The organism is Bradyrhizobium sp. AZCC 2230 (genome assembly GCF_036924495.1).
GTDB classification, from domain to species: Bacteria; Pseudomonadota; Alphaproteobacteria; order Rhizobiales; family Xanthobacteraceae; genus Bradyrhizobium; species Bradyrhizobium rifense.
Genome location: NZ_JAZHRS010000001.1, coordinates 4,857,538 through 4,873,777, shown reverse-complemented (window position 1 = coordinate 4,873,777; position 16,240 = coordinate 4,857,538). Strand labels below are relative to the sequence as shown.

Annotated in this window: 14 protein-coding genes and 1 pseudogene; 10 read left to right on the top strand and 5 right to left on the bottom strand. The window is 60.7% G+C overall.

Going from position 1 to position 16,240, the window contains the following annotated elements; genetic code table 11:
• Nucleotides 1-3: 3 nt before the first annotated feature.
• Nucleotides 4-1,005 carry an alpha/beta fold hydrolase gene (locus tag V1280_RS23395; protein WP_334529421.1) on the bottom strand — a complete coding sequence of 334 codons (1,002 nt, stop codon included), beginning with the start codon at nt 1,003-1,005 and terminating at the stop codon, nt 4-6.
• On the opposite strand from V1280_RS23395, the gene V1280_RS23390 reads away from it, so the two are divergent.
• A complete protein-coding gene (locus V1280_RS23390; RefSeq protein WP_334529418.1) occupies nt 992-1,789 on the top strand; it encodes an IclR family transcriptional regulator domain-containing protein in 798 nt (265 codons plus the stop codon). The genes V1280_RS23395 and V1280_RS23390 overlap by 14 nt on opposite strands.
• A gap of 2 nt (nt 1,790-1,791) precedes the next feature.
• Here V1280_RS23390 and V1280_RS23385 read toward each other — a convergent pair whose 3' ends face one another.
• The 3 genes from V1280_RS23385 to V1280_RS23375 all read right to left on the bottom strand — a co-directional run bounded on the left by V1280_RS23385 (nt 1,792) and on the right by V1280_RS23375 (nt 5,698).
• Complete coding sequence (locus tag V1280_RS23385) at nt 1,792-2,586, bottom strand: alpha/beta hydrolase (protein ID WP_334529415.1); 795 nt, start codon at nt 2,584-2,586, stop codon at nt 1,792-1,794.
• Between the two features lie 12 nt (nt 2,587-2,598).
• Nucleotides 2,599-4,230: an FAD-dependent oxidoreductase gene (locus V1280_RS23380; protein ID WP_334529412.1), complete on the bottom strand. Its 1,632-nt coding sequence runs from the start codon at nt 4,228-4,230 to the stop codon at nt 2,599-2,601.
• A 562-nt stretch (nt 4,231-4,792) separates the two neighbouring features.
• Nucleotides 4,793-5,698 (bottom strand): LysR family transcriptional regulator, encoded by a 906-nt coding sequence (locus tag V1280_RS23375; protein ID WP_334529409.1) that lies wholly within the window; start codon nt 5,696-5,698, stop codon nt 4,793-4,795.
• 127 nt (nt 5,699-5,825) lie between these two features.
• Here V1280_RS23375 and V1280_RS23370 point away from each other — a divergent pair, with 127 nt between their 5' ends.
• The 9 genes and pseudogenes from V1280_RS23370 (at nt 5,826) to V1280_RS23330 (ending at nt 15,148) form a co-directional block, all read left to right on the top strand.
• Entirely contained in the window at nt 5,826-7,145 is a 1,320-nt protein-coding gene (locus tag V1280_RS23370; RefSeq protein WP_334538393.1) for an FAD-dependent oxidoreductase, read from the top strand.
• A 67-nt stretch (nt 7,146-7,212) separates the two neighbouring features.
• Nucleotides 7,213-7,584: a DUF1330 domain-containing protein gene (locus V1280_RS23365; RefSeq protein ID WP_334529406.1), complete on the top strand. Its 372-nt coding sequence runs from the start codon at nt 7,213-7,215 to the stop codon at nt 7,582-7,584.
• On the top strand, nt 7,556-9,121 hold the full coding sequence (locus V1280_RS23360) for an amidase family protein (protein ID WP_334529403.1): 1,566 nt from the start codon (nt 7,556-7,558) through the stop codon (nt 9,119-9,121). Before V1280_RS23365 ends, V1280_RS23360 begins: the two co-directional genes overlap by 29 nt.
• Entirely contained in the window at nt 9,111-10,769 is a 1,659-nt protein-coding gene (locus V1280_RS23355) for an MFS transporter (RefSeq protein WP_334538392.1), read from the top strand. The genes V1280_RS23360 and V1280_RS23355 overlap by 11 nt, the downstream gene beginning before the upstream one ends.
• Before the next feature lie 35 nt (nt 10,770-10,804).
• A complete protein-coding gene (locus V1280_RS23350; RefSeq protein WP_334529400.1) occupies nt 10,805-11,431 on the top strand; it encodes a TetR/AcrR family transcriptional regulator in 627 nt (208 codons plus the stop codon).
• 237 nt (nt 11,432-11,668) lie between these two features.
• Nucleotides 11,669-12,652: an alpha/beta hydrolase gene (locus V1280_RS23345; protein ID WP_334529397.1), complete on the top strand. Its 984-nt coding sequence runs from the start codon at nt 11,669-11,671 to the stop codon at nt 12,650-12,652.
• A 270-nt stretch (nt 12,653-12,922) separates the two neighbouring features.
• A pseudogene (locus V1280_RS23340) lies at nt 12,923-13,354 on the top strand (tyrosine-type recombinase/integrase); the annotation flags it as partial.
• Nucleotides 13,355-13,658: 304 nt separating this feature from the next.
• A complete protein-coding gene (locus V1280_RS23335) occupies nt 13,659-14,405 on the top strand; it encodes an isocitrate lyase/PEP mutase family protein (protein ID WP_334529394.1) in 747 nt (248 codons plus the stop codon).
• Nucleotides 14,406-14,512: 107 nt separating this feature from the next.
• Complete coding sequence (locus V1280_RS23330; RefSeq protein WP_334529391.1) at nt 14,513-15,148, top strand: UBP-type zinc finger domain-containing protein; 636 nt, start codon at nt 14,513-14,515, stop codon at nt 15,146-15,148.
• Between the two features lie 76 nt (nt 15,149-15,224).
• Here V1280_RS23330 and V1280_RS23325 read toward each other — a convergent pair whose 3' ends face one another.
• A complete protein-coding gene (locus V1280_RS23325) occupies nt 15,225-15,998 on the bottom strand; it encodes an SDR family NAD(P)-dependent oxidoreductase (protein WP_334529388.1) in 774 nt (257 codons plus the stop codon).
• Between the last annotated feature and the right edge of the window lie 242 nt (nt 15,999-16,240).

Here is a 16,240-nt window from a genome sequence, read left to right as displayed (position 1 = left end):
GTCTCACGTGGGTAAGTGGCGACTGTGGCGGGCCAGGAAGGGAACCACTGCATCAAGCACAGCGGCGGGTTGTTCTTCGGCTTGCATATGGCCGCCCGGAATAGCGTGCCCTTCGACCCGGTCACTCCACTCGCGCCAGATCTGAAGGGGCGTGGTCTCTCCCCCGAAGCGTCCTTCTTCCCAGAGGACGAGCACCGGACAATCGAGGCGGCGGCCAGCCTGGCGGTCAGCGAGATCGTGATCGTGGTCCACGGTCGCGGCCGCGCGATAGTCCTGCACCATCGCGTGACGGACCTCAGGAAGGCGAAATGCGTTGCGATAGGATTGGACCGCGGCGTCGGAGAGTGCATCGCGGTCTTTCGCCATCTTTCGCAACGTCAAATCAAGAAAGTGATCGGGGTCGGCGGACAGAAGCCGCTCGGGCAAGTCATAGGGCTGCGCGAACAGAAACCAATGATAGGCTCCGAGCGCGAATGCCTTGTCGACGCGGGACCAAACCTCGCTGGATGGGATGACCGTCAGCGAGACAAACGCATTAACGCGTCCGGGATGATCCAGCACGAGTCGATAGCCGACCCGGGCACCACGATCGTGCCCAATGACACCGAAGCGGCCGAAGCCAAGCCTGTCCATGACAGCAATCTGGTCGCGCGCCATGGCTCGCTTGGAGTAGTCCGATGAGGGGCCCTGGAGTGGACCGCGGCTTTCGCCGTATCCACGCAGATCAGTCGCGACGACCGTATAATTCTGGGCAAGAAGCGGCGCGATGCGATGCCAGGCGATGTGGGTCTGGGGATAGCCATGCAGCAACAGCAACGGTGGCCCGTCGCCGCCAACGAAGCAGGCTATCCGCGCTTCGCCGGTTTCAATATCGTGCCTGTGAAACTGGTCGAACATGATTCTACCCCCAGGGTTTTCGTCGGTGGTTGCAAACGGCTTTCGGTTGGTGAGATAAGGGGATCGCGTCTGCGTTCCCACTGACTTTAGACCGTTGAAATCGAGCATGGCAAAGAACACTCCCGAGGTCGAACGCGACGGTCAGAAGTTCGTGTCGGGACTTGCCCGAGGGCTTGCCGTGATCGAGGCGTTTGGACCCGAGCGCCGTAGCATGAACATCGCGGAAGTCGCAGCCGCTACGGACCTGGACCGCGCCGTCGCTCGACGCTTGTTGCATACCCTTGTCGAACTCGGTTTTGCTATCGTCGAGAACAAGCGCTTCGAATTGACCAGCAGCGTCTTGCGGCTCGGCTATACCTATCTTGCGTCGCTCGGGTTGGACAGCGCCCTTCAACCTTATCTCGATCGGCTTTCGAAGACGGTTGGTGAGGCGGCCTCGGTATCTGTCCTGAGCGGAACGGAGGTTATCTTCATTGCTCGGGCCGAGCCGCCGAATGCCGGCATCGCATATGTCCTCAAGACAGGTCTGAAATTGCCGGCCTTCTCCTCGTCGTCGGGCCGCATATTGCTGACGGCGAAGACCGATCAGGAGTTGAGTGCGCTGATTCAAAAAACCAAGATCGAAGCGCGAACGCCAAAGACCGTCACGGATCGCAAGCAGATCCTCAAGCTGATCGAGGAGGCGCGGCGCTCCGGTTATGCCGTCAACAATGAGGAACTCGAACTCAATCTGTTCGGGCTCTCGGTTCCCATCAGAAATCCTAGTGGCAGGATGGTTGCGTCGCTCAATGTCAATTCGCAAGCCCACCGCGTTGCTGCAAAACGGATCAATCAGGAACTGCTGCCGGCGCTCAGATCCTGCGCGCAGTTGATGTCGGGTATTCTGCCGTGACATCAGCCAAGATAGGATAATAGCGTTCGTGCCAGCAGTGCCGGGTCGCTTACCATGACATCGTGTCCGGCGCTGAGCTCAGTGAAGCTGAAGCTCTTGTCCCGGGAGATTCGTTCGCGCGTGCTGTCAAAGACGTCGAGCTTCGGCGACATGCAGGCGATGTAGTGCTGCGGCGTGTGAGTTCCGCCTTTGGTGGCGGTCGCGAGCGGTTGAAGATATGTGCGTAATGGGTGGGGAACGAGGCGGCGTTCGACCCATGCGCTTTGATCGGGGGCTGTGATGCCGAATGCGGCCGGGGGCAGTGGCGGGAGCGTACTGACTGGATTGCTATCCAATTCATCCTTCCACGCGGCGAGGCGGTCGGTGGGGACATAGCTGGCGACCATTTCGCCATCAACCGGGACAAAGGCATCGAGATAGACGACGTGAGCGATATTGTCGGCTCGTCGCGCGGCCGCGCCGCGAACGGGAAAGCCGCCATAGCTGTGACCGACCAGAACGATATCGTTCAGCTCCTCTGAATCGATGTGACTGACGATATCGCTGATATGTGTTTCGAGGTCCACCTTGGGTGAGAGGAGGTGGGCTCGCTCGCCGAGACCCGTCAGGGTTGGCGTCGTCACCAGTTGCCCATGATTGCGCAGCTCACTGGCGAGATCACGCCAGCACCACCCGCCGTGCCAGGCACCGTGTACCAGGACGAATGTGTATTGCTGGCGCGGCTGGCTCGCCACCGGTGAAATGACAGAACTCGCCGCTATCGCCGCAGTGGCTGTCATGAAAGTCCTGCGCTCCATTGTCTGATCCTCTTACTGAGCCGGTGGTCGGTATCCACGCCGGCTTCCCGGCCGGAGGGCATCGAATGTCGGCCAGCGGCGCAACACGCCTAGCCTGTCCAAAGTTGCTTGGAAGTCGAGCAATCGCGCAGGGTTTTGGCGAACCGCGCGGGGTGGGACCATCTTCTGGAGGGAGAAGGCCGCGAGCGCGCCACTTGCCTCGCCAATGCTCCATTCCACTGGATGGACGCGGTATGCGCCGTTGGTGATGCGCGTCGTCCCAAGGTTTTTGCAGGCCGGAAGGAGATTGTCGACGCGTATCGGCAGCAAGGCGCCAAGCGGGATTTCGAAGGGGTAGGTGTCGATATCGACGGTGTCACGCCGACCGGTTGTGCTGGGGTGCAGGTCGATCCGGTAGGCGCCAACCCCCACACTGTCGGGGAACAACTCTGCAGCCCGCTGTCCTGCGCGCGCCTCAACGCCAATATGCTGCTCCAGGATTGTGAATTCGGCACGGATGCGCCGACCTTCCCGGAAATAGGCCTGTTTCGCTAATCCGTCGCTGGTCCCAAGCACATCGCCACGTAGCCGCAAACCGCGATAGCCGACACCGCCATCGTGACGCGGCGCCTCCGTTTGCATCCAGTAAAGGAAGGATAGAGAGAACCGTCGCGCCTCGTCGAGCGCGATAGCGGCCTCTTCAGGGCTGACGCCAACGGCGGGCCTCAGCCAATAGTCGATCTGAGGCCAGTTTGCGATAGTGATGTCGCTTGCAATGGCTCCAGGCAGGAAGTTGCGCCGGTAGAGGATGCGGCGAGCGTGCCAAAGATCAAACACGTACTCATCGTCGGTATCGCCTGCGAAGAGTCTGCGTTCTAGGGGTTCATGCGTGACGTGGTTGCTGACCGTCCAGCCGAATTGAGAGCCAGGCCAGAAATCGAGCTTTATTGCGCGGAATGCTTCGTATCCCGTGGGCTTGTCGATCGTATGATCTTCCGTGGGAAGGTAGTCGACAGCAAAGCCCCAAGTGAGCGCTTGTTGATCAAGGGGATCGGCAGGACCGGTAATAGCGTGCAGTTCATTGGTCTCGGACTGCGACTCTGCGCCGAGCACATGCTCGACATCGGCCATTGCGAGCACATCGCCGGTTTCGGTGGCATCGATGGCTAGCGCAGCGGAGATAACGATCTGCGTGCCGTCTTCGAGATTCGTGACGTTCACCGCGACGATCTTGTCGGCGTGAGTGGTGCATCCGGTCAATCGGTGCCGGCGTAGTACAATGAGTGCCTCTGACGATACAAACGGTGCGAGCAAGCCATCGAGAACCCTTGCCGCGACAGCGGGTTCGCAACAGAGTGTGCCGACATTGCCCATACCAGGATTGAACAGAAGATCGGCGCGAGCGCGCGGCGTCAACGGATAATGGTCCTGATAGTGCTTTCGGATGCCAGCACGAAGCGCAGCAAAGCTCTGCGACGTGATCAGGCTTTCGGCCCAAGGGGCTTCATCGAGTGGCACTCCCTGAGAAGTGAGTTGGCCCCCGAGCCAGTCGAGTTCCTCTACCAGCACAACCTTTCGCCCCAGCCGGACTGCAGCGAGCGCGGCACTTACCCCGCCGAGACCACCGCCAAGAACCAGGATTTCCGTCGATAACTCGGTGGGCATGGACAGCGGACCTTTGGCGGAAGACTGAGGAGTGGAGATCCTCACTAGGCGAAGGGGTGTCCGCTGTCAAATTAACGCGCAAATGTGCGATCATCGCACAGATTGCTCGCGCCTGGTCGGTCGGGATTGTAGGTCTTAGTCCTGGTGAAGCCTCGAGCTCTGATAGTGTGGAAGTCCAGCTAAGTTCCATCCTGGTTGACGCCGCCGACGTCGAGGATGCCGTAGTTCGCTCCGACGCGCACTTTGTCGGAGCCGCCGTGCCTCAGATTTGAGACCGTAGGCAAGCGCAGGTCGGTTCGCTCAGGCCTGAGCCATCGCCGCCCCGATCGCCCTGCAAACGTAAGCGCGCCTCGGTCCGAGTGATCGGAACTCTCCACGGATACAAGGCGAAGCGAAAGGAACGGACCTGGCCATTCCAAATTTTGCTTGGCACGAGCAACAAATCCCTCGGAGGGAGCGAGTGTGCGCGACAGCTGAAATGCCATTCTGCAAACGTCACGGAATGGAGAACAGCTTGCATGCTGATTGGCAATATGTACACCGCCGAAAAGGCCCGGCGGGATCAGCAATCAATTGGATTGGAGTGGGCGTCGATCTGAAAATTGCGTTTGATGTGCTTGAGCAAAGCGGCCGTCCGCGGTCGATCCAGTCGATCACGCGGTATCAGCGCTTTGATCCAGAGATCCGGAATCGAAAAGTTTCCGAGGACATTGACAATTTCGCCATGTTCGACCGCGGATGCGGCGACATAGTCGCTAAGAAGAGCGATTCCCATGTCATTCCGAGCCGCTCGAAGCAGAAAAGTCATGTCATTGCTGCACAAGCGTGGCTTGACGTCCATGCTGATGCGACCGGTCTTGTCTCGAAATGTCCATGTGGATCCGGCAGGCCTGTAGGCCAGGCATTGATGGTCCGCAAGTTGAGCAGGATGACGCAGTTCTGGCTTGCCGGTCAGATACCGCGGACTTGCGTAGAGGCCACGGCGTATGGGCCACAGGAATTCGTCGGCGACGCCGCTGAAGCTGTTGGGGAACGCCGTGATCGCAATGTCGATTCCCTCCGAGGTCGGATTCATGGGGCCGTCGATTGAGAGTAGCTCGATGTTCACATCGGGATGTGCTCTTGCAAAATCATAGATTACGTCGTTCAGCCGGAGATGTCCGAGTGTGGCGGGTACCTTGACGACGAGGGGGCCGGAGAGAACCTCGACACCCCTTCTGGCCCCGGCGATGGCCTCGTCATGCGCCGCCAGCGCAAATGTGAACCGGGGTAGATGATGTTCGCCCGCCGCGCTGAGGGTCACCTTGCGAGTGGTCCGATGCAGCAGCGAAACGCCCAGCATGTGCTCGAGCTGCATGACTCGCTTCGTCACGACCGAGGGCACGAGGTCGAGCAGGCGAGCTGCCTCCGTGAAGCTCCCGGTTGTCGCGACGGTGACGAAAGCTCGTATCGTTGCAATCGAATCCATCTTTCACGTTCCGCGAATACTGCGTTGCCTGATCACGGCTTTATCCGGCTTCGAACATTTCATTAGCTCCGCGGCGAAGTGGCGGGGCAAGCATGCCGTGAGCCGTAGAGAGGACGTGTTGTTCGTCATGATTGAGCCCCGCAGGATCGAGCTTGTTGCGGAGCCGCCGCCAGGGCGTTCCGTCAGCGCCGACGTTTGTGTCGTCGGCGCGGGAGCCGCGGGCATCGCGGCTGCGATCGAAGCCAGCCGCCTGGGCTTGCGTGTCTGCCTGCTCGACGCTCTGCCGGAGATTGGCGGTCAGTCCGTCAACGGCCTGATCGGGACATTCTGCGGCTTCTATTCGACTGGAACAGCTCCCTATCAACTCACCTACGGCTTCGCCGATGAAATGCTGTGCGAATTGCGACGACGCAACGCTTTGGCGCACCGATCGGGGCGGAACAGCCTTGTTGCTCTCTACGATGAAACCGAACTGGCGGCCGTTTACGCTCAGTTTCTTCGCGAGGCAGGGGTCGACGTCATTCTTGGTGCTGTCATTCAATCGGTATCCCGCGGTGCTGATCGAATCGAGCGACTGCTGGCTCACACGCGCTATGGCGCAGTGGAGGTTGCGGCCCAGACGTTCATTGATGCCAGCGGCGATGCCGTCGTGGCAGCCTTTGCAGGCGCGCGGCTGCAGGTGGCGGACGTTCCGGTGTATGGCACCAGCATGTTCGCCATTGAAGGTGTCGGGCAGCCGGTTCCGCCGCGCACGGAAATCATCGCTCGGCTCTCCGAACGGGCAGAAGGCTACGGTCTTCGTCGCAAGGATGGCTTCGTCTTCGCTTTTCCAGGCCGGGATGTCTGCCTCGTCAATCTCAACCATTACCAAACGCCGCTTGACGCGGTAGCGATGACGGCGCGAGGGCTTGATGCCCGGGGCGACATCGACCGGGCACTTCGCTTCCTCGCGGAAGAATTTCCTGCAGCTTTCGGCAAGGCGCGCATCCGCAGTGTCGGCCAGCCCGGCGTCCGCCAGACACGCGGCGTGGTCGGTCGACGGACGTTGCGTACGGCCGATGTTCGCAAGGGGACGCGGGCCGACGATGCGATCGCGCGTAGCGCCTGGCCGATCGAATTCCACGGCAGTGAAGAAGGGGTCTACTGGGAAGAACTTCCGGCCGGCCATCTCACCTGGATCCCTTTGTCCTGCATGATCGCCGCGGACCTGCGCAATCTCATTGCGGCCGGTCGCTGCGTCGATGCCGAGCCGTTCGCACTGGCCGCCATCCGCGTCATCGGCCCATGCATGGCGATGGGGGCGGCAGCAGCAGCCGCCGCCCTGTTGGGGCAGGGCGACCTCCATGCCGTCGATCCCGCCGCTGTGCAGGCGATCGTGGCGGACAATTTATCCCGCGCCGATCCGGCGCCTGTTCAAACGATAGCCGCCGAACAGAGCCGACATTGACAATTGACCACCATTCAAGCGAGTTTAGGAACGAACGTTCCTTAAATCAAGCAGAAAGGAGCAACACATGGCCGCCTATTTCGTGATCGAGCTCGACGTTGAGAACGGCCCAAGCCTGGACGAATACGAGCGCGAGGTGACGCAGCATGTCGTTGCCGCAGGCGGCCGTTTCCTGGTTCGCGGAAACGACTATCGGCCGATCGAAGGCAACTGGCATCCGAAGCGGCTTGTCATCGTCGAGTTTCCGAATGTGGAAGCGATCGAGCGCTACTACCACTCGGAGCCGAACCAGACGCTCAAGCGCAAACGGCTTGCCGGCACGGCCGGCAAGCCGGCGCGCGCGATCGCGATTGCGGGGTTGGAAACGACCGGTGACGGATCCGGTGCCGCGCCTCGCTATGTCGGCACGGATGCCGATGGAGCTGCGGTCTGGCGTTGAGATGTTGGGGTCGGGGGCCATGCCGAGGACTACCGTCCTTCCATCCGAGCGAGCGGCTCAGCTCACTGAGCTGCCGCTGGCGCGAGCGGCGCAGCTGATCCGCGAGGGCCAGATGACCAGCCTCGCTTACGCCGAAGCCCTGCTCGAGGCCTGCGACAAGGGCGCGCAGCTCAACGCGTTCATCTCGATCGATGCGACGATGGTGCTCGAACAGGCCCGTGCTGCCGACCTCCACCGTGCTCGCGGTCTGCCGCTTGGCCCGCTGCATGGGGTGCCGATCGCGATCAAGGACAACATAAACACCGCGGCGTTGCCGACCAGCGGAGGCACTGCGGCGCTGCGGCACCATCGGCCAGCCGCTAACGCCGTGGTCGTCGATCGATTGCGCCGCGCGGGCGCTATCCTGCTCGGCAAGACCGGGTTGCACGAATTGTCGATGGGATGGACGGGCGACAATCCCAATTTCGGCCGCGTGCGCAATCCGCATGCCCCGGATCGCGTCGCCGGTGGCAGCAGCAGCGGCAGTGCGGCCGCGGTCGCCGCCCGGATGGTACCTGCGGCGCTCGGCACCGATACCAATGGCTCGATCCGAATCCCCGCTGCGCTCTGCGGCACCGTCGGCTATCGACCTTCGCTGGGGCGCTATCCCTTGGACGGCGTGATGCCGCTTGCACATACGCTGGATACCGTCGGACTCATCGCGCGCACGGTCGCGGATATCAGACTGCTCGATGACGTGTTGCACGTCGCTGTCGGCGGGCGGCCGGCCGAGCCAGCCCTATCGCGCAACCCACGCGTCGGCGTCGCGTCCGACTATTATCTCGGCAATCTAGATCGCGAGGTCGAGCAGATATTCACCGATGCTGTCGAGCGACTCTCGACCGCTGGCGTGGAGATCGTGCGTGCCGACTTTCCCGAATTGCACGAGCTTGTTCCGGGTACGGCGGCCTCCATCATCGCCCACGAGGCCCCAGAGATGCTGAAGCTCTATCTCGCGGCCCACGCCCCTGCGGTCACGATGGCGGCGCTGACCGCCCGGCTGGGCGAGGATCTGCATCTCGGGTCGGGCGATTCTTCTGCCTTGGTCGCGGATTATTCGGATGCCCTTGAGCGGCGGCAGCAACTGGTGACGATCTACCGCCGCCACTTCGCCGCCCAGCGCCTGGACGCGCTGATGCATCCGGTTCTGCTGATGCCTGCGCCATTGCAAGGAGCAAAGCGCGTCTCGCCGGCACCCGATGTGCAGATTAATGGCCAGATGGTGCCGGCGAAGATCGCCTATGGCCGCAATGTCGCTCCGCTGAGCCTTGTGGGCGGCGCAGCGCTTGTGTTGCCGGCGGGTCTCAGCGAGGCGCGCCTGCCAGTCGGTATTTGTCTCGAAGCGCCGTCCGGCCACGACGACGCGCTACTTCAGCTCGGCCTGGACGTGAGCTCCATCCTGGGGCCGTCGCCTTGCCCTCCGCTCGGCAATTGCACCGCGTTCGCCGGATCCATTGCCGGTCCACCGCATGTGAAAGGGATTGATGATGACCATTGATGTGGCAACGCCGCATGTGCAGATCGCGACCATGACGAGAGAGGAGAGGCGGGTCATTCTGGCTTCCAGCGTCGGCACCATCTTCGAGTGGTACGATTTCTTCCTCTACGGGGCGCTGGCGACGACGATCGGCGCGAAGTTCTTCAGTCCCTTCGATGAGGCGACCCGCAACATCTTTGCGCTGTTGACCTTCGCTCTCGGATTCCTGGTCCGACCGTTCGGCGCGTTGGTGTTCGGCCGGTTCGGCGATCTGATCGGCCGCAAATACATCTTCCTGACGACGATTGCGATCATGGGCAGCTCGACCCTGATCGTGGGCCTGTTGCCGACATCCGACCAGATCGGAATCGCCGCGCCGGTCATTCTGGTCAGTCTGCGGATCCTGCAAGGACTGGCGATCAGCGGCGAATTTGGCGGTGCGGCGATTTACGTTGCCGAGCATGCGCCGCCAGGTCGCCGTGGCTTCTATACCGGCTGGATTCCGGCCTCTATCGCGTTCAGCCTGTTGTTGTCTCTGGCCGTCATTCTGCTCACGCAGAGTGTGCTCGATGAGATGCAGTTCAAGGCCTGGGGATGGCGCGTTCCGTTTCTCGCATCACTGCTTCTTCTTGCTCTCTCTTTGTGGATCCGCCTCCGGCTCACCGAGAGCCCGGCTTTTCTGAAGATGAAGGCCGAGGGGCGCCAGTCGCGTGCGCCGGTACGCGAGGCGTTGGGCCGCTGGAAGAACATCCGGCTGGCGCTGATTGCGTTGTTCGGCATGACGACCGCCACCGCGGTGCTCGGCTATACCGGTACGTTCTACACGCTGGTCTTCCTGACCTCGACATTGAAAGTCGACGCCTACTCGGCGAATCTGCTGTTCGCGACCGCCATGATCTTGGGCTCGGCGGGCTGTGTGTTCTTCGCGTGGCTGTCCGACTACATAGGTCGCAAGCCGGTCATCCTCGCAGGATGCGCAATTGCCGCGCTCTGCTATTTCACCATCTTCGACGCCCTCGCTCAACGCGCCAATCCGGCGCTCTACCATGCCCAGGCCAGCGTGATAGTCGAGGTTCACGCCGATCGGGCAACCTGCGCATTCCAGTTCAATCCGGCGGGTACCTCGAAGTTCACCAGCCCCTGCGACATCGCCAAGGCGACTCTATCGCGGGCGTCGGTCAGCTATCGCAATGTGCATGAGCCGGAGGGAACGCCGACCTTCGTCAAGATCGATGGCGCCAGTATCGCGGCGGGTCCCGATTTTGCAACCCGGATAGCTGAGCGGGTCAGGCAGGCAGGCTATCCCGCAGCCGGCGATCCCGACACGCTGCGGCTCGCCGGAATTGCCGACCTGCTTGCACCGCGCGCGTTGCAGGTCGTGGGTCTGCTGCTGGCGCTTGTCCTCCTGGCACAAATGGCCCAGGGGCCCGCAGCAGCAGGGATCGTCGAACTGTTTCCGACGAATATCCGTTACACTGGCATCTCCCTGCCTTACCAGATCGGAACTGGTTGGATCGGTGGTTTGCTGCCGGCGACAATGTTCGCAATGAACGCGGAATCGGGCAGCATGTATTTTGGTCTCTGGTACCCCATCGCGTTTGCGGCCTCCACCTTTCTGGTTGGGCTTTTCTTCCTGCCGGAGACCAGTCATATCGACATTGCGGACTAGTATCTCACACTTGTTCGTCTTCCTGGAGCGAGACCGTGACAATCGGACGACCCCGGCAATTCGATGAAGCGACAGTGCTCGCTGCCGTAACCAGAACGTTCTGGGACAACGGGTATCACGCGACTTCGATTGCCGACGTCGTCGAGGCAACCGGAGTTCATCGCAACAGCCTATATGCGACATATGGTGACAAGCATCAGTTGTTCACCACCGCGCTGAAGGCCTATATCGATGAAGCGGGGCAGCGCTTCCGGGACAAATTGCAGCAGGCGGACAGCCCTTACGCAGGCCTGCGTGATGCGCTTCTGCACTATTCCTATGTTTCGGCAACGGTATCCGGCCCGCGGGGCTGTCTCGTCACCAACACGACGATCGAGCTGAGGCGGGAGGACAAGGACTTGGCGGCGGAGATTCGCGTTGGCATGAAGCGGATCATCGATCTGCTGCATGCTGTCGTCGAGCGTGGGCAGGCGAGCGGCGAGATCACGGCAGAGATCGATCCAGCAGACGCTGCGTTGTTCCTCTATAGTTTTGGGCAGGGATTGCGGGTGACCGGACGGATCGCGAAATTGGCCGATCTGGAGCGCACCGTCGATATCGCACTCCGGGCCTTGTATCTCCCGGAAACGTCGGGACGCGGCTCGCGATCCGGCTTCTCCTGATATCAAGGTGCCCGGGCCTTTCGCCGCGCAGCTCCGTGACAATCTCCACGTCCGGCCTGAAAGGAGCGCCGCCACGAGCCTGCGCTCGTGCGTCTGTCGCCGCGTGTAGGTGGTTGAGCCAATTCTTCACATTTCACGAAGACTGAATTGTCCGACGCCTTCTTTTTCCACGCACGTTGCGGACTATCGTGCCGCATACACCGGACCAACCGGCAGCGATCCAAACAGGAGGGCGTGTTGATCAATCGTCGAAATCTGCTTGCTGCCGGGGCGACCGCACCTGCGCTCGTCTTGTCACCTTCCGTCGGGGCCGCAGAGATCAATGTGCAGGCCACGAAAGGCAAGACTTTTGTCCTCATCCATGGTTCCTGGCATTCGTCCGGCCATTGGGAGCGTCTTGCGCCGTTGCTCAGCGCGGCGGGCCACGCCGTCATCGCGCCGGATCTGCCGGGGCATGGGTTGAGCGCACGATTCCCAGGCAGCTATTTTCAGCGGCCGATCGATATCTCGAAGTTTTCGACCGAAGCGTCTCCTCTCGCCGGAGTCACGCTCGACCAATATGTCGCGACGGTTAGCGACAGTATCGATTACGCCCGCAAGGCAGGATGGGGGCCCATCATCTTGGTCGGGCACAGCATGGGCGGGGTGACGACGACGGCGATTGTCGAGCAGCATGCAAAGCAGATCCACCATGTCGTGTATCTGGCGGCATTCATGCCCAGCGATGGCACCTCGGCCCTGAGCTATCTCAGCGCGCCGGAAAACGCCGCGTCTGCTTTTGGTCCGTTGTTGCTCGGCGACCCCTCCAAGACCGGATGTGTGCGGATCGACATGCGCAGCACCGATCCCAAATACGTGGCGGCCCTCCAGTTAGCGCTCTACAATGATGCAGAGTTGCCTGATTTCCAGTCGGCGGTCAATCTGCTCACGCCGGATGATCCGATCCAGCCTTTCGCGGCGCTGACGCATCGAACACTTGCCAATTGGGGCAGCGTGCCGCGCAGCTACATTCGAACGTCAAAAGATAACGCCCTGCCGATAGCGTTGCAAAACAGGTTCATTCGCGAGGCGGATGCATTCGCGTTCAGAAATCCGACCAAGGTTTACGATATCGACAGCGGACACTCACCGTTCATTTCGCAGCCTACGGCTTTAGCCGACATCTTGCTTGCGGTCGCAAGCGTAAGGGGTGATGAGGCGCTTCCTCCATGGGCGCGGTGACCTAGTGCCGGTGTCCATCGGGCTGACCGTCACAATTTTCAAGATCGATGGCCGAAAACCCACGCTGCGATTCAAACGCTACGATCAAGTCTTTGCCAACGTTCGAGCTTGGGCCAGTCTTGAAGGCTACAGCGTACGGTTCCAATAAGGTAATGCGCAAATTGGAGTCAGTTGGCTAACTGATAAGGTTTCTGCACAAACCTTATCAGTATGCCGTGGGGAAGATGATCGCTGCCGCCTGCGCTGGTTTTGCTTGGATAGTGAATAGCTCGCCTGTCTGAAAGTGGAACATACGTCTTCCCGGGGCTGGGCGAGGACAACGCGTTCGGCAGCTTCCCGAACCATTGGAAGCATCTCTTCGAGGACTCCCCGCTATCCGATATCACTCCCCACGTCTTGCGCCACAGCTTCGCAAGCATCGCCAACGATCTCGGCCTTACCGAGGTGACGATCGCGGCTCAGGTCGGCCATGCCAAGTGTTCGGTGACGAGCAAATATATTCATACGCTCGACACAGCGCTCATCATGGCTGCGGACACGATTGCTGGCTACATTCAAGGACTCTTGGATGGCATCGAGTTCAAGCAAACCGCCTACGCGTTGGACCGGGATTCACGTAAAGCCGCGCTGGCCAGCTTCCTAAAAAGAGCCTCCGTCGGTGACCGAGAGGGCACCGAAGAGCAACTCGGCTTGGCCGCCTAGTTGGGTGAGAGCAACCGGGCGAGATCCAACGGTCCGACGGATATCGTGATTTCGAGGGCCGCATCGAGGCCTCGGCGCATTAGTTCTATCGATAGATAGAGATTGACACGACCGGATAGGAGGCGTATCACCCGCGCGATCTATCGATAGATAGTCTAGGCCGCTCAATGGCGATAGCGATCCGCCGCTCAAGGCTGCGCGGCGGACCACGGACCACGGTCGACGGCGGCGCGCGCAAGCAGAGCTTCGACGCGAAGCCTGTCTGCGATTTCAGCATCGTGGAATCTACGAACGGAGGATGACCGTGAGCCAGAGCAAGAGAGCTAAACAATTTGCCGCCCTTCATGTCAAAGGGACGCCAGTGATACTTTACAACGCGTGGGATGCAGGCAGTGCGAAAACGATCGTCGAGGCCGGTGCGGCGGCGATCGCGACGAGCAGTTGGTCTGTCGCCACTGCGCAGGGGTATGAGGACGGCGAGGACCTTCCGCTTCCTCTTGCCGAGCAGATCGTCGAGCGGATCGTGGCGGCAGTTGACGTACCTGTGACCGTCGACTTCGAAGGCGGCTACAGCGACGATGATCGCAAACTAGCCTCGAACATCTCCAAGCTGCTTGATCTGGGAATCATCGGGATCAATTTCGAGGACCGCGTGGTCAAGGGGAAAGGGCTCTACGACGTTGATCGGCAGGCGAAGCGAATTGCGGCGATCCGACATGCTGCCGAACACAAGGGCGTTCCTCTCTTTATCAATGCACGGACCGATGTGTTCTTAGGTAACAGCGGCGATGTCGACGAAGCCCTGGAGAGAGCGAAGGCATACGCGTCGGCCGGCGCGTCCGGCTTCTTCATTCCCGGGCTGACCGAGGCCGACCATATCCGTCGGATTGCTGAGGAAGCGACGCTGCCGGTCAACGTAATGGTCATGGAAGGCGTCCCATCGAATGACAAGCTCGCGAAACTAGGTGTCGCCCGCGTGAGCTACGGGCCGATTCCGTACATCGAGGCGATGGAGGCTCTTCAGAAGAAGGCAAGCAAGCTTTTTTCGTAATTTGCCCGCGACCTCTGGAGACAGCCAATCCCGCGACGACCCCTTGCAAGGATTGTAAGTAAACCTGAGCCGCGAAGGTCAACTTCCGCGGCGCCGTCTGCTCGGATATGCTCATCTTCGTCTCGTGGACGCGGACCAGGACGCTTTCTATAGGGTGTTCGAACGCGCAGAGGTTCCCTTTGCGACGGCATGACAAGTCGCCGGTAACACAACACGATGGGCGTTCGCCTGCTGGATCGAACGGACGCGGAGCGGCAATGAGCGACGTATCGGAAGGTATTGACCCTCACGCCATTCCAAGTGGAACGGGATGTGTCGAGTGTCTTGCTGCTGGCCAATGGTGGTTGCATCTACGGCGCTGCGCCAAATGCGGCCACATCGGCTGTTGCGATACGTCGCCAAACCAGCACGCCACTACGCATTTTCGCGAGACTGGCCACTTCATCGTAACAAGCTTCGAGCCTGGTGAGGACTGGTTCTGGAACTATGGAACCCGAAAGCCGTTCTACGGCCCCAGGCTGGCGTTGCCGCGATCTCGGCCCCTCGACCAACCTTCGCCTGGACCAAAGGGGCGCGTCCCAGCGGATTGGGAAAATCCGGCTCATCGGCGGCATGACGACACGGTGTTTCAGCGTGATTGGCCCGATTTGAACGGGCGTGAAGAGTTTCTTTTGAACGTTCGTACCCACTGGGATTCTCCGTTCGTGACGGGCCTGCGCCGGAAAGGGAAAGGAGAGGCGTGATGGGAGGTTGGCCCCGGGCGGTCAGGCGCGGGACGGATCACCGATGTCGGACGTCGACCTGGTCGGTTACGAGCGATCACTGCCTGCCAGCCATGACGCCACCGTCGACCGGAAGGATGACCCCGGTGATGAAGCTCGCCTGATCCGAGGAAAGGAACAGAAGCGCCTCGGCCGCGTCTGCGGGCTGACCGTTGCGGCCAAGAGGGTGCATCGCATTGAAGGTCGGCAAAACGGTCTTCACCTGTTCCGGTGTCAGGAACGTGCTGAAGACCGGGGTCTCGATCACGCCGGGCGCGATCGCATTCACGCGGATCTTGTCGGGGGCGAGCTCGATCGCGAGGTTCTTGACCAGCGCATGGACGCCACCATTAGCCGCTGAATAAGCGGACGAGGGCGTGGCACCGATCGCCTGCAGGCCCCACATGGATCCGGTCTGCACGATCGCACCGCCGCGGCCCGCAGCCTTCATGGCTTTCGCGGCCGCCTGTGCGATGAAAAACTTGCCCTTGAGGATGATGCTCAGGAAACGATCGTATTCATCCTCGGTGACGTCGAGGAATGGTTTCGGCCCGAAGATGCCGGCATTGTTGAACAGGACATCCAGACGGCCAAAGCGATCAAGCGCTGCCTTCACCGCTGCTTCTCCGGTCGCCGGCCGGGAAATGTCGCCCACATGGGCGATAGCGCGCTTTCCAGCGGCGTCGATTTGCTTGGCCGCGGCCTCGGCTTTAGCGGCATCGCGTCCGATGATGACGACAGATCCGCCTTCCGCGACAAATCGGGTCGCCACTTCCTTGCCGATGCCTGAACTGCCTCCTGTGACGATCGCGACCTTGTCCTGAAAGCGCATGGTAACTCTCCTAGGTTACTCTACCTATCGATAGATTGACTGACCGGTCGAGAGCTAGCTCTGGAAATTGGATACGTCAAGTCTGATCTATCGATAGAGAGGAACAACGTCGTGACTGGCGGCGGACGGATTGCTGACGACTTCCCTCGATGTCGCTTCAACGAGCAGAGAAGGGGGCTGCCGCCAGCGCCGAATGACCGATCCATGATAGGCCCTTGAACGCCTGGGGTTCCTCGGACTTG

Excerpts from the sequence above, each read along its gene's own strand:
- V1280_RS23370 (WP_334538393.1), top strand. The coding sequence starts at position 5,826 with ATGATTGAGCCCCGCAGGATCGAGCTTGTTGCGGAGCCGCCGCCAGGG.
- V1280_RS23355 (WP_334538392.1), top strand. The coding sequence starts at position 9,111 with ATGACCATTGATGTGGCAACGCCGCATGTGCAGATCGCGACCATGACG.
- V1280_RS23330 (WP_334529391.1), top strand. The coding sequence starts at position 14,513 with ATGCTCATCTTCGTCTCGTGGACGCGGACCAGGACGCTTTCTATAGGG.
- V1280_RS23380 (WP_334529412.1), bottom strand. The coding sequence starts at position 4,230 with ATGCCCACCGAGTTATCGACGGAAATCCTGGTTCTTGGCGGTGGTCTC.
- V1280_RS23325 (WP_334529388.1), bottom strand. The coding sequence starts at position 15,998 with ATGCGCTTTCAGGACAAGGTCGCGATCGTCACAGGAGGCAGTTCAGGC.
- V1280_RS23375 (WP_334529409.1), bottom strand. The coding sequence starts at position 5,698 with ATGGATTCGATTGCAACGATACGAGCTTTCGTCACCGTCGCGACAACC.
- V1280_RS23395 (WP_334529421.1), bottom strand. The coding sequence starts at position 1,005 with ATGCTCGATTTCAACGGTCTAAAGTCAGTGGGAACGCAGACGCGATCC.
- V1280_RS23365 (WP_334529406.1), top strand. The coding sequence starts at position 7,213 with ATGGCCGCCTATTTCGTGATCGAGCTCGACGTTGAGAACGGCCCAAGC.
- V1280_RS23360 (WP_334529403.1), top strand. The coding sequence starts at position 7,556 with ATGCCGATGGAGCTGCGGTCTGGCGTTGAGATGTTGGGGTCGGGGGCC.
- V1280_RS23385 (WP_334529415.1), bottom strand. The coding sequence starts at position 2,586 with ATGGAGCGCAGGACTTTCATGACAGCCACTGCGGCGATAGCGGCGAGT.